We start from the raw sequence: 12,188 nt of genomic DNA on the forward strand, positions 1-12,188 counted from the left end.
CAGCTTAGTGTTCGGAGGCGTTGGGCTCGTCACCGTGGCCTTGCTGATCTGCGCCATGGGCATCTACGTCTTGCTCTATCGGCCGCTGGTGAAGGAGCTGGCGGCGTCGGAGAGCCGCCGTGCCGCCGTCCAGGTGACCGCTGATTTCGAGACGATCTTCGTCAGGGTCGAGGCGATCGCTCGCCTCGAACGCGAATGGGGACTCAAGGGACTGATCGATGTCGATCGTCTCGACGCCTCGAACGCTCTGCTTCGCCCACTCCTGAAAGGGACCAGCGGCATCACCTCGTTCGCAATCGCGCGCGACGACGGTCGCGAGATCCTGATCTCGTCGGAAGCCAACGGGCGCTGGTTCAACCGCCTCACCGATCCGGACGTGCGCGGCGGCGTCGGGCGCTTCATCAGTTACGATGAGAGCGACCGGGTGGTCGGCGACGAGCTGCGAAAGACCGACTACGATGCCAGAAAGCGTCCGTGGTTTCTGGCCGCCGCAGCGATGCCGAAGGACGACAATATCCATTGGACGGCGGCCTATCGGTTCGTCTCGTCCGGCGAGCCGGGCCTGTCGGCGGTGGTGCGGTGGACCGCTCCGGACGGCCATCGCTACGCCATCACCAGCGATGTGTGGCTCCGTGAAATCACGAGCTTCACGCAGCAGGTCCGTTTCACCAATTCCGGACTGGCGGCGATTTTGACCGACGCCGGCGAGGCGCTCGGTCTCCCGCGCCATCCGGGATGGACGAGCGAGACCGTCAGGAAGGCATTGCTGAAGCCTGTCGACGCGCTCGGAGTGGCGCCGCTAACGGCGTCATACCGAGCCTGGCAGGCTCGCGGGCGTCCTTCTAACGAGATCATCCCGGTCGAGGAAAGCGGAAACCTCTGGTTCGCATCGTTCCATGCGGTGCATCCTGCAGGTCAAACCTTCTGGATTGCAACGCTCGCGCCCTCAGCGGATTTCGGATGGGTGGGCGCGGGCAAGCTGGCGATTGGCGCAGCGCTTGTCGTCGGCTGCATAACAATCGCGTCGTTTGCCGCGATATGGTTCGGCACGCGCATCGCCCGGCCGATCGAGCAGTTGTCGGCTGAAAGTGAGCGCATCGGGCTCATGGAATTCTCTCGACCGATCAACGTGGCATCGTCGGTCGACGAGATCGATGCGCTGGCCCGCTCCCTCGAAAGGATGAGATCGAGCTTCGTGCAGGCCCAGGACGAATTGAACAGCAAGGCCGAGCTGGAACGGAAACTGGTGCAGGCCCAGAAAATGGAATCGGTCGGCCAACTCACAGGAGGCGTTGCGCACGACTTCAACAACATGCTCACCGTCATTCTTGGCACCATAGAGATTCTGAAGGACGGCGTTGCCGGCAATCCAGAGCTTTCCGCCATCGCCAAAATGATCGACGAAGCCGCCAAGCGCGGCGCGGACCTCACTCATCGGCTGCTCGCCTTCTCCCGTTTGCAGCCGCTGCAGCCGCGCCGAACGGACGTCAATGCGCTGGTCATCGATGTGGGCCGGCTTTTGCGGCCGATGCTCGGCGACAACGTCGAGATCGTTTCGATGTTGGCGGACGATGTGTGGGCCGCCCTGGTCGATCCGAGCCAACTGAGCAACTCTCTCGTCAATCTTGCCGTAAATGCGCGAGATGCGATGCCGGCCGGCGGCAAGCTCATGCTGGAGACCGAGAACGTCCAGCTTGACGAGGACTATGCGAGTGCAAATGGCGACGTTCGTCCGGGACCTTACGTGATGATCGCCGTTAGCGATACCGGGCAAGGAATCCCCGCCGCGATCCGCGACAAGGTGTTCGATCCGTTCTTCACCACGAAGCACGCCGGGAAGGGATCCGGGCTCGGCCTCAGCATGGTCTACGGCTTCGTCAAGCAGTCGAACGGCCACATCAAGATCTACAGCGAGGAGGGATGTGGAACGACTGTTAGGATCTATCTGCCGCCGGCAGGGGAGCACGATGAGGGGCAGGCGCGTGCCCAGCCGGTGACGCAGGTCGAGAGGGGAACTGAAACAATTCTGGTGGTCGAGGATGAAGCATTGGTGCGCGACTACGTTGGCGCTCAGCTGCGGAGCCTCGGCTATACCGCGATCCTCGCGAGTAACGCCGCCGAAGCGCTGGCCCGCATCGAACATGGTGATGCCGTCGATCTGCTGTTCACCGACGTAATCATGCCCGGCCTCATGAACGGGCGTCATCTCGCCGACGAGGCCGTGAGGCGGCGGCCCGGCCTCAAGGTGCTCTTCAGCTCCGGCTATACCGACAACGCCATCGTGCATCACGGGCGCCTCGACCCGGGTGTCCTCCTGCTGGCGAAGCCCTATCTCAGGTCGGATCTTGCCCGAATGATACGCACGGCGCTGGCCATGCGCACGCCCGATGGGGATGCTGCCGCTCGACCAGAGCCGCCCGGATCGCTCTCATAGTCGAGTTGATCATCACGATAGGCGCTCCCCGTCCGAGCGAGGTGCTCGGACCAGGCCGGGCTCAGATGCGCCTACTCGTCGTCCTCATCCTCATCTTCGATTTCCAGGCGTCCCAGCGTGGCAAGCGGTAGCGGCTCGCGGAACAGATGACGCGCTTGGCGAGGCCTAGCGCCGGGCCAATTTTTTCCGCTCTTGGCCGATGCTGCCTACCCCGAGGTTGGTCCCAAGTGTCGTCTGTCGAGTGTAGACCGGAAGCGCCTTGCGGGGGCTAGACCGCCGATTTTGACCCAAAGGCGACCTGCCGTCCTCATCTTACCGCTCTGACGGCGTGAAAAAAAATGCTAACCTTCTCAGCCCACGAGCGTGGTCCTTGAGGGGGTCACATGCAACGGCGCGATCTTCTTGCAGGATTGTTGGCCACGACAACGGTGAGCGCGCTGCGGGCGGCTGAGCCAACCAAGGTCTATCGCGTGGTGTACTGCGTCCATGTGAAGCGCCCGAAGCCTCCTTCGTCCTTTCTCGCGAGATTGCTTGAGCGCTTGCGGCAGCTTGGCTACAGCGAGGGCAAAAACCTGATCGTAGACATATATGGCGCGGAGGATCAGCCCGAACGATATTCAGAGATCGCACGCAAGGCGGTCGAAGCAAAGCCCGACGTAATCATGGTGTCGTGGGACAACCAACTCTTAGCGAAGGTCGCTAAAGAGACATCCACGATTCCGATTGTTGCATACATGCCATCGCTCGACGCCGGATTTGTGCGTAACCCTAACCGGCCTGAGGGCAACATTACTGGAATCGCTGCGGACGCGGGGATTGAGATGCAAGGGAAGCACCTCGATATTCTGCGGCAGGCCGTTAGCTCCGCATCACGTGTTGCCTACCTTTCAAATCGCTACGATTGGGAAGGAGTTTGGGGACGCGCAGTTGTCGAGGCTGGCCGGGCATCAGGAGTATCAATAATTGGCATCCCGATGGACCATTGGGTCGACGAAGAGGACTACCATCAAGCATTTGAGACTGTGGCTCAGCAGTCGGCCGAGGCACTCATGGCTAACGGGCTTGGTGGCAATTTCACCCACCGATATCTTATCGCCGAGTTAGCGTTGAGATATCGGCTTCCGTCCATAGGTTGGTATCCGGACGTTGTCGAGAACGGTCACGGCCTCCTGGCTTATACGCAAGTCGACAGCGATATACCGGAGCGGTGGGCTAACTCGGTGGCCCAAGTGCTCAAGGGCACAAAGATAGTGGATATCCCCGTCTCCCAACCAACGAACTTCGTCCTCTCGATCAACTTGAAAACTGCAAAAACGCTCGGCCTTGAAATCCCTGCTGGATTGGTCGCCCGTGCTGACCAGGTAATCGAGTAGGTTTTTGTAGTGCGGAGTTTAGTCTGGAATTGGCCCATCGCTGCCGCATCCCACGGCCGCAGCTGTGTCGGCTGTCAGAGCTAGACCGGACCTAACTTAAACCGGGCCAAACCGTCGCGATTGACCCGAGGCAGGCGTCCGTCCGTGGACCCGCAAAGCAAAAACTACCTGACCTGCCACTGAATTTTCATCCAGCAGCAGTTAGAGTCTCGGGGGTTTGTACGCCAAGTGGCGCGGGTGGAGCAACGGACGATCGGCGGAGCTGGTCGGGGTTGCGCAGCCGATCGTCCGTTGCGGTGAGGTGGGCGGCGTAGGCCGCGGGGGTCAGGTATTTCAGCGACGAGTGGGGACGCTGGAGATTGTAGTCGGCGACCCAATTGGCGATTTTGGCGCGGGCATCATCGAGATCGAAGAACAGAGTCTCGTTGAGTAGCTCATCGCGCATCCGGCCGTTGATGGGGAAGACGGCCCCGCTTCCTCGGCGCCGGCGATATACTGGCGATGGACGAACCCGGTAACAGGAGCAATTCACCAATGGAACTCGCGACAATTGGGTTGGACATTTCGAAGCACGTATTTCACATCCATGCAGTTGATGGCCAAGGCCAAGTGGCCGGTCGCCAACGCCTCCGGCGAGGCGAGATCGTGTCGTTCTTCTCCTCGCTCGCACCTTGCCTGGTCGGCATCGAAGCCTGCGCGACTGCTCACGACTGGGCGCGGGAGATTCGGCAGTTTGGACATGATGTGAGATTGATCCCGCCGGCCTATGTTAAACCCTACGTACGAAGAGGAGCCAAGAATGACGCCGCTGACGCGGCCGCGATCTGCGAAGCGGTCAGTCGTCCCAATATGCGGTTCGTTCCCATCAAGAGCGGCGAGAACCAGGGCTTCTTGATGCTTCATCGTGCAAGAGGCTTATTGGTCCGCCAACGAACCATGACGGCCTGCGCCATTCGGGCTCACTTTGCTGAGTTCGGAATCATCGTCGGGCAAGGCCGGCAACGGGTGGATGGTCTGGTGGACGTGTTGGATGACGAGGAACTGACGCTACCGGCTCACGCCCGGATCGCATTAGCCGTCCTTGTGAACCAACTGAAGGAATTGGACCGGCAGGTCGAGGCTATCGAGCGCGAGCTGGCTCAGATCCAGCGCGTAAATCCGATGGCGAAGTTGCTGTCCTCGATCCCCGGGATCGGTCCCATAACGGCCACAGCTCTCGCCGGGACCGTACCGGACGCGACAATTTTCCGCTCCGGGCGGGAGTTCGCGGCCTGGCTTGGCCTGACGCCTAGACAAAATTCCACCGGCGGGAAGGACAGGCTCGGCCGCATAACAAAGCAGGGCGATTCCTATCTCAGGCACTTGCTTGTCATCGGGGCACGCAACGTCGTTCGGTGTCCAAAGGCCCGGTCCCGGGTCGGAGCTGGCTGGATCGAAGCCCTTCTTGAACGGCGTCGGCCCATGGTTGTTGCGGTCGCTGTCGCCAACAAGTTGGCTCGGATCATCTGGGCAATGATGACGACCGGTGAGTTCTATCGGCCTAAGCTCGCGGCCTGAGCTGCCGCGCTTTTTTTGGCCACCCTAAGGAGTGAGGGCAGATGACAGCGTGATGGAAACCGGCGGAGCTGGGGATCGAGAAAGCCCGAAGAGTTTTAAGCGCAACAAGCGCGACCCGTTGATGAGGCCTCGATCCGCGAACTCGATCAGGGCCAGCGGCCATGGCATCGGTCGCACTAACAGGCCGTATACATGAACGCACCCGACCGGTAACCAAAGTGCTGCTGAAATCTCTTGCATCCGCGGGGCCGTCTATACACGAAGCCATTCTGCATGGGCTTTCCCGGTGCGATGAAGTGCCAATCGATGGCTGCGTCCTTGCACCAAGCCAGCATGGCGTTGCAGGTGAACTCGGTGCCATGGTCGGACACGATCATTCCTGGCTTGCGGCGTCGCTCGACGATTGCCGTGAGTTCGCGGGCCACGCGCCGCCCCGAGATCGACGTGTCCGGAATAGCGCCCAGGCATTCCTTGGTGACGTCGTCGACGATGTTGAGGATGCGGAAGCGTCGGCCATTGGCGAACTGGTCGTGGACGAAGTCCAACGACCAGCGGGCATTTGGCTAGGCCTCGACTAGGATCGGGGCCCGGCTCCCCGCGGCCTTGCGGCGAGCCCGCCGCTTGCGGACGGTGAGCCCTTCCGTACGCATACGACGAAGGCCGCCAGATTGGCACATGCGCGTGAGAGCGGCGAGCTCTATGATGGCTTGGCGTTGCGTCAGGCGGCCTGCTGATCGGCGGGTTTGTCGGCTTTGCGCAGGAGCTTCCATTCCCAGGGCAGCAGTTCGTGCAGACGCGATGCGGGAAGATCGGCGATGCGGGCGAGGACGTCGGCGAGCCAGGCTTTCGGATCGACGTCGTTGAGACGACAGGTCGTGATCATCGTCAGCATGATGGCGGCACGGTCGGCACCACGCTGGCTGCCGGCGAAGGTCCAGTTGCGCCTTCCCAAGGCGATGCCTCTCAATGCGCGCTCAGCACAATTGTTGGTCAAGCAGATCCTGCCATCGTCGAGGAAGCGGCCGAAGTCGTCCCAGCGCCTGAGCATGTAATTCATAGGCTTCAGGACGTCGGAGGAGCGAGAGAGGGTTTCGCGCTCGCGCAACAACCAGGCGTGCATGTCGCCGAGGAGCGGCTTGCTCTTTTCCTGGCGCACGGCGCGCCGCTCGTCGGCGCCGCGGCCGTTGATGGCGCGCTCGATCTCGAACAACGCATCGAGGCGTCTGACCGCCTCCAGCGCGATCGGAGAGACCGGTTTGCCCTTCTTACCTTCCCGGGCATTTTTCTCGATGTCAGCCAGCTCGAAGAAGCCCCGCCGCGCATGGGCAAAGCAAAACGCCGGCGTGATCGGCAGCACCTTCTTCTGCGGGTCGAACAGCGGCTCGAAGCCGTTGTAGCAATCGGCTTGCAGGATACCGGCGAAGGCGGCCAGATGCTTCTGGGGATGCTCGCCTCGTCGGTCGCTCGAGGCGTAATAGACCGCCGCCGGCGGCGCAGGCCCGGCGAAGGGCCGGTCATCCCGCACATAAGTCCAGATCCGCCCGGTCGTGCACTTGCCCTTCGCCAGGATACGGATGGTGGTGTCATCGCCATGAAGGCGCTCGGCCGCGAGCACATGGCGTTCGATCAAGTGGAAGAGCGGCATGACGGCGAAGGTCCCGTGGCCGACCTGGTCGGCCAGCGTCGACAACGGCAGGTCGATCCCCTCGGCCTTGAAGCGCGCACTCTGGCGGTTGAGCGGGATATGCATGCCGAACTTGTCGAACAGGATCGTCGCCAGCAATTGTGGGCCGATGAAGCCGCGCGGCGTGGCGTGGAACGGCGCGGGCGGCTGGCTGATCTTCTCGCAATCGCGGCAGGTGAACTTCTCGCGTACCGTCTCGATCAGCTTGAAGCGGCGCGGGATCTCCTCCAGCGTCTTGGTCACATCCTCACCGATCTTCGCCAGCCGCGATCCACCGCAGCAGGCACAGGTCGTTGGAGCCTCAATGACGACGCGCTCGCGTTCGACGTCATCCGGCCATGGCTTGCGCACCGGCCGCTTGCGCATGAAGGGGCGGACGTTCTGCGTCTTCGCCGCTGCGGCCTGCGCGGCAAGCTCATCCTCGCTCGCCGTGGTGACGAGTTCTTCGAGCTCCAACTCCAGCTGCTCGAGCAGCCGTGCCGAGCGCTCGGAGCGCTGCCCGTACAGTTCGCGTTTGAGCATCTCGATCCGCAGCTCGAGATGCGCGATCAGCGCCTCGTTGTCCGACAGCTCCGCCTGCGCACTGGCAGCCACCGCCTCGGCTCGCAGCCGCGCCTCACGCTCGGCCTGCAGCGCCGCCAGGGCACTCGCAAGGTCCGATGGAAGATCGTCCGGCTTCGATATCATGAAGCCATTGAATCAGATCAAGCAGCAGATTCAAACCGTAAAAGCGGCTATCCGACCCGCGTCGGCCGATGGGTTTCTTGAGGGTTACGCCAATCGATCCCGGACAGCAGATAGCTCAACTGCGCCGGCGAGATCGTTACCGATTCACCGGCAACCGATGGCCAGATGAACTTTCCTCTCTCGAGTCTTTTTGTGAACAAGCAGGCTCCCTGGCCATCGTGCCAGATCGCCTTCACAAGATCGCTGCGGCGACCGCGGAAGACGAACAGATGACCGCTGAGCGGGTCTTTGTGCAGCACCTCCTGCACTTGGAGTGCCAGCGACGGAAAGCCTCTGCGCATATCCGTGTAGCCTGTCGCGAGCCACACTCGCACATTCCCCGGTATAGCAATCATCGGCGTCCAAGCACATCGAGGACCCGCGCCAGCGCCTCCGGATCGACGTGCGCATCCACCCGGATGCACCGTCGGTTGCCGAGATCAATCGTAAGCATGCGGCGTAGGCCGCGGGCGGGACGATCGGGCGGCGGCATAACTACTGCTTGTCCGTAAGCATGCGGCGTAGGCCGCGGGCGGGCTGGTTTGTCCGGTTAGCGGCTAAACCTCGGGCTTTTCGGCCTTCGGCTTAACGATCGCCGCGAGTACCTGGCGGCGTTCTTCAATAATCCAAGGAGCGTCCTTGTGGATTGCGATCAGCTCTTTGAGGTTCTCGATCCCGTCATCGGTGAACGCCATCACCCCGTCTTCACCGACGCCGACGACCCATAGCTGGCCATCCTCGGTGTCCATTTCTTCGGCGACCTCGAACAGCCATTCCCCGTCTTCGCCGAGCATCTCAGCAACATGGCTGAGAGTGAACACGTGGCTAACCTTGTTGACGTGTCCCATCAAGCCGCCTGTGCCGCAAGGCCTTGCTGTTGCGCTGTCTTCCAGTTCCAGGGCAGCAGCTCATCGAGCCTGTGGGCGGAGTGGGTGGCGATGCGAGCGAGTACATCGGCGAGCCAGGCCTGAGGATCGACGTCGTTCATCTTGGCAGAGACGATGAGGCTATACATGGCGGCGGCTCGGCGCCCTCCGCGGTCGGACCCACAGAATAACCACGACTTTCTGCCCAATGCGATGCCGCGCAGCGCTCTTTCGGCTGCATTGTTCGAGAGGCAGACGCGGCCATCGTCGAGGAAGCGGGTGAAGGAGGTCCAGCGCTTGAACATGTAGTTCATGGCCTTGGCCAGATCGTGACCGCGGGTGAGCTTGGCGCACTGCTCGCGCATATAGGCTTCCAGATCGGCGACCAGCGGCGCGCTCTGCGCCTGGCGAACAGCTCTTCGGTGATCGGCGCTTTGGCCATTGATAGAGCGCTCTATCTCGAACAGAGCGTCGATGCGGCGCACGATCTCCATGGCGACGGGCGAGATGACGATCTCCTGCTTTCCGGCCGCTTTGCGCCGCGCGTTCTCCTCAAGATCCGCCATGGCGAAGAACGGCCGCCGGGCATGGACCCAACAGGCCGCTTCCCTGATAGGCCCAGGACTTCGCTGGGGCTCGTAGAGTTTGGTGTATCCACCGAAGGCGTCGGCCTGCAGGATGCCGCTATAGTTGGTCAGATGCGCCTGCGGATGCTCGCCCCTTCGATCGCGCGAGTAATAAAACATTGCTGCCGGCGGATCTGAGCCGCCGAAGGGGCGGTCGTCCTTCACATAGACCCAGCATCGAGCGACATCGCACTTGCCCAAGGCCAACACGGGCACGGTGGTGTCGTCGCCGTGGAGGCGTTCAGCTGCCATGACGTGGGCTTCCAACAGGCGCGATAGCGGCTCCAATACCGTGCAGCAAGCCCCAACAGCGTCGGCTGCGGTCGACAGACTGACGGGCACGCCCTCCAGCGCGTAACGCTCAGTCTGCCGGTTCAGAGGCTGATGCTGGCCGAACTTCTCATAGAGGAGCATGGCCAGCAGGCTCGGCCCCGCCCATCCTCGCGGAATCACATGGAATGGCGCCGGTGCCTGACTGATTTTCTCGCAGTCCCGGCAGGTGAACTTTTCCCGCACCGTCTCGACCACTTTCCACTGGCGCGGTATTGATTCCAGGGTCCGGGTCACATCCTCACCAAGCTTGCGCAGGCGATTGCCGCCGCAGCATTCACACGTCGTTGGCGAATCGATCACCACGCGCTCGCGGGGAAGATGATCAGGGAAGGTATTGCGTTCGGGACGCGTGCGCGTAAATCCGCGCACGGTCGTTGTCCTGGCGACAGCTCTCTCGGCCGCAAGCTCGTCTTCGGTGGCGCTGGATTCCAGCTCTTCAAACGTAAGCGCTAACTGGTCGATCAGACGAGACGAGCGTTCTGATCTTTGCCCGTGGACCTGGCGCTCAAGCTTGGCGATCCGCAGCTTCTGGCGGGCAATCAGCGCACTGTCTTCCGACGCCTTGGCACGGGCGACCGCAAGCTCCGCTGCAATATCCAGAGCCTTCGCGCGTTCGCTCGCCAACGCCTCTTTCAGAGCGGCTATGTCTTCGGGAAGAGCGTCGCGAGGCGTGTCCATGCAACCAGAGAATCACAAATTCAGTGCTTTGTGGTGCCCCAAAATGCGCATGATCTCATATTTTATTTCGCTCAGCCGGCGCTCTGCGGTCGCCATGTTAGTTGCGGATTCCTCCAGTCGATCCCTTCCAGCATATAAGCCATCTGAGCCGCTGAGATCGATACCGCATCTCCCGACGTCGCAGGCCAGATAAACTTGCCGCGGTCCAAGCGCTTGGCATACAGCGACATGCCTAACCCGTCGTGCCAAAGAATCTTGAGCAGATCACCGCGGCGGCCGCGGAAGATGTAGAGATCCCCCGCATGCGGGTCACGCTTCAAACTCTCCTGGACCGCGAGCGCCAGGCTTTGCATGCCGCGGCGCATGTCTGTGTGACCGGTGGCAATCCAGACCCTGACGTTGCTTGGGATCGGAATCATCACCGCCTCAGAAGCTCGAGGACCCGCTGCAGTGCTTCAGTGTCCACGTCACGGTCAACGCGGACCCGACAGCCGCTAAGCTCGATCTCGATTATGCCTACCTTCGCGCGCTCTTTAGCCGGCGATGGCCTTGTCTGCGCGACCACGGCCGATGCCGGAGTTGGTGTCGAAGTGATCTCCACAGGAACAAGCAATGGCGCTGCATCCCCGCCCAGCCGACCCTCGCGCGCCAACCGTCGCCACGTGAACAACTGGCTCGTGGACAACCCGTTGCGCCGCGCCGTCGCCGACACCAACCGGGAACCATCATAACTCTCAGCAACGATCCGCTGCTTCTCGTCCACTGTCCAACGACGGCGGGCGCCAGTCGAAACTACTTCCAATCGGGAGACCTTCGAAATAGGCGTATGGTCAGTCATACGCCTATGTCTTCATCCTCCGTCCTCAGCGCGCAAGGCGGCCCTCGCCGGAGCGATACGATCAATCTCTATCAAACCAGTACGCGCGGCTGCCACGGAGCGAACTCGGCCATCAACCGTAGGCAAAAGCTTCGGAGTTTCCTCAGCCGATGCCGCTACGGCGGCGATCTGCACCGGCGTAAAAGATGGTACAATTTGTTCCGATGTCCGTGCTTGTCGACGCCAGGTAAACACCAGGCTGGCCGCTACTCCGTTGCGACGCGCAACCTCAGTCACCTTCGCGCCCGGCGCCAACGTCTCCTCGACAATCCGTGCCTTGTCGTCCTGCGACCAGCGCCGCCGCCGCTCCAGCCCGCCCAAAACCTCGACCCGCATCGCCTGATGACCTTAAAGCTAGACTTAAGGTCACACGCTTCGCCAATTACCATCCGTCACGCAAGACGGCCCCCGTCGGATGCGTACGCCCTTCCTCGCGATAAAGCCGGTAGATCCGGTCGATCCCCGATGGCTCGCCCTCGCGCCGCAGCAGGACGAACAGGCGGCGATAGCCGAAACGCCGCCGCTCGTTGGCGAGATCGCGCAACCGGCCCCGCAGAACTGCGTCCTGCGGGCGGCTGGAGCGATAGCGGATCATCTTCCGATCCGCACCCACGATCGAGCAGGCCCGCCGCTCCGACAGGCTCACGACGGCCTGCAGATGCGCGACCGCAGCGCGCTTGGCGGCGGGCCCTACCATTTTTTTGAAAGGAGCTCACGGAGTGCGGCTGCATCGAGCATCTGTTCGGCCAGAAGCTTCTTCAGCTTTCCGTTCTCCTCCTCCAGGGCCCTCAACCGCTTCGCTTCGGAAACGTCCATGCCGCCGAATTTGGCCTTCCAATTGTAGATCGTGCCTCGGAGATCCCGTGCTTGCGAGCCAGATCGGCCGTCTTCGCCCCGGCCTCATGCTCCTTCAGCACCGCAATAATTTGCTCTTCCGTGAACCGTGCTCGCTTCATCTGTCCGTCCTTCTTCGGGGCGGACTCTAGCTCCTTCTGGAGGAAATACTCAGTGGCTCGATGGCTCTCCTTTGCAGG

General features: G+C 61.8%; 11 protein-coding genes and 3 pseudogenes. 3 read left to right on the forward strand and 11 right to left on the reverse strand.

What is annotated here, in order from left to right; all coding sequences use genetic code 11:
* Positions 1 to 4 precede the first annotated feature (4 nt).
* Complete coding sequence (locus tag ACVWZ4_RS36190; RefSeq protein WP_456734508.1) at positions 5 to 520, reverse strand: hypothetical protein; 516 nt, start codon at positions 518 to 520, stop codon at positions 5 to 7.
* Between ACVWZ4_RS36190 and ACVWZ4_RS36195 the strand changes: the two genes are divergently transcribed.
* On the forward strand, positions 497 to 2,434 hold the full coding sequence (locus ACVWZ4_RS36195; protein WP_456734509.1) for an ATP-binding protein: 1,938 nt from the start codon (positions 497 to 499) through the stop codon (positions 2,432 to 2,434). The genes ACVWZ4_RS36190 and ACVWZ4_RS36195 overlap by 24 nt on opposite strands.
* 383 nt (positions 2,435 to 2,817) lie before the next feature.
* Complete coding sequence (locus ACVWZ4_RS36200) at positions 2,818 to 3,807, forward strand: ABC transporter substrate-binding protein (protein ID WP_456705525.1); 990 nt, start codon at positions 2,818 to 2,820, stop codon at positions 3,805 to 3,807.
* A gap of 187 nt (positions 3,808 to 3,994) precedes the next feature.
* Here the strand turns inward: ACVWZ4_RS36200 and ACVWZ4_RS36205 are convergent.
* Positions 3,995 to 4,273, reverse strand: a pseudogene (locus tag ACVWZ4_RS36205) (integrase core domain-containing protein); the annotation flags it as partial.
* A gap of 68 nt (positions 4,274 to 4,341) precedes the next feature.
* Here ACVWZ4_RS36205 and ACVWZ4_RS36210 point away from each other — a divergent pair.
* Positions 4,342 to 5,364 carry an IS110 family RNA-guided transposase gene (locus tag ACVWZ4_RS36210; protein WP_456705524.1) on the forward strand — a complete coding sequence of 341 codons (1,023 nt, stop codon included), beginning with the start codon at positions 4,342 to 4,344 and terminating at the stop codon, positions 5,362 to 5,364.
* Between the two features lie 257 nt (positions 5,365 to 5,621).
* On the opposite strand, the pseudogene ACVWZ4_RS36215 reads toward ACVWZ4_RS36210, so the two are convergent.
* From ACVWZ4_RS36215 to ACVWZ4_RS36255, 9 genes and pseudogenes are all read right to left on the reverse strand, one after another.
* A pseudogene (locus ACVWZ4_RS36215) lies at positions 5,622 to 6,020 on the reverse strand (DDE-type integrase/transposase/recombinase); the annotation flags it as partial.
* A gap of 62 nt (positions 6,021 to 6,082) precedes the next feature.
* Complete coding sequence (gene tnpC / locus ACVWZ4_RS36220; RefSeq protein WP_456790325.1) at positions 6,083 to 7,735, reverse strand: IS66 family transposase; 1,653 nt, start codon at positions 7,733 to 7,735, stop codon at positions 6,083 to 6,085.
* Between the two features lie 47 nt (positions 7,736 to 7,782).
* Positions 7,783 to 8,103, reverse strand: coding sequence for an IS66 family insertion sequence element accessory protein TnpB (gene tnpB, locus ACVWZ4_RS36225; RefSeq protein ID WP_430642467.1), 321 nt, complete (start codon positions 8,101 to 8,103; stop codon positions 7,783 to 7,785).
* Between the two features lie 228 nt (positions 8,104 to 8,331).
* Positions 8,332 to 8,622, reverse strand: a complete 291-nt coding sequence (locus ACVWZ4_RS36230; RefSeq protein WP_456700490.1) for a hypothetical protein — start codon at positions 8,620 to 8,622, stop codon at positions 8,332 to 8,334.
* Complete coding sequence (tnpC, locus tag ACVWZ4_RS36235) at positions 8,622 to 10,277, reverse strand: IS66 family transposase (RefSeq protein WP_456700491.1); 1,656 nt, start codon at positions 10,275 to 10,277, stop codon at positions 8,622 to 8,624. Before tnpC (ACVWZ4_RS36235) ends, ACVWZ4_RS36230 begins: the two co-directional genes overlap by 1 nt.
* A gap of 71 nt (positions 10,278 to 10,348) precedes the next feature.
* On the reverse strand, positions 10,349 to 10,696 hold the full coding sequence (gene tnpB / locus ACVWZ4_RS36240; protein ID WP_141340086.1) for an IS66 family insertion sequence element accessory protein TnpB: 348 nt from the start codon (positions 10,694 to 10,696) through the stop codon (positions 10,349 to 10,351).
* Positions 10,696 to 11,115, reverse strand: coding sequence for an IS66-like element accessory protein TnpA (gene tnpA / locus ACVWZ4_RS36245; RefSeq protein ID WP_310880253.1), 420 nt, complete (start codon positions 11,113 to 11,115; stop codon positions 10,696 to 10,698). Before tnpA (ACVWZ4_RS36245) ends, tnpB (ACVWZ4_RS36240) begins: the two co-directional genes overlap by 1 nt.
* 12 nt (positions 11,116 to 11,127) lie before the next feature.
* Complete coding sequence (gene tnpA / locus ACVWZ4_RS36250; RefSeq protein ID WP_456790533.1) at positions 11,128 to 11,490, reverse strand: IS66-like element accessory protein TnpA; 363 nt, start codon at positions 11,488 to 11,490, stop codon at positions 11,128 to 11,130.
* Positions 11,491 to 11,578: 88 nt separating this feature from the next.
* Positions 11,579 to 12,110, reverse strand: a pseudogene (locus tag ACVWZ4_RS36255) (transposase); the annotation flags it as partial.
* Positions 12,111 to 12,188: the final 78 nt, after the last annotated feature.

Source organism: Bradyrhizobium sp. USDA 4472, assembly GCF_054058595.1.

Coding starts and splice junctions, on each gene's coding strand:
- ACVWZ4_RS36230 (WP_456700490.1), bottom strand. CDS start 8,622: ATGGGACACGTCAACAAGGTTAGCCACGTGTTCACTCTCAGCCATGTT.
- tnpB (WP_141340086.1), bottom strand. CDS start 10,696: ATGATTCCGATCCCAAGCAACGTCAGGGTCTGGATTGCCACCGGTCAC.
- ACVWZ4_RS36200 (WP_456705525.1), top strand. CDS start 2,818: ATGCAACGGCGCGATCTTCTTGCAGGATTGTTGGCCACGACAACGGTG.
- tnpC (WP_456790325.1), bottom strand. CDS start 7,735: ATGATATCGAAGCCGGACGATCTTCCATCGGACCTTGCGAGTGCCCTG.
- tnpC (WP_456700491.1), bottom strand. CDS start 10,277: ATGGACACGCCTCGCGACGCTCTTCCCGAAGACATAGCCGCTCTGAAA.
- ACVWZ4_RS36210 (WP_456705524.1), top strand. CDS start 4,342: ATGGAACTCGCGACAATTGGGTTGGACATTTCGAAGCACGTATTTCAC.
- tnpA (WP_456790533.1), bottom strand. CDS start 11,490: ATGCGGGTCGAGGTTTTGGGCGGGCTGGAGCGGCGGCGGCGCTGGTCG.
- ACVWZ4_RS36195 (WP_456734509.1), top strand. CDS start 497: ATGCCGAAGGACGACAATATCCATTGGACGGCGGCCTATCGGTTCGTC.
- tnpA (WP_310880253.1), bottom strand. CDS start 11,115: ATGACTGACCATACGCCTATTTCGAAGGTCTCCCGATTGGAAGTAGTT.
- ACVWZ4_RS36190 (WP_456734508.1), bottom strand. CDS start 520: ATGGATATTGTCGTCCTTCGGCATCGCTGCGGCGGCCAGAAACCACGG.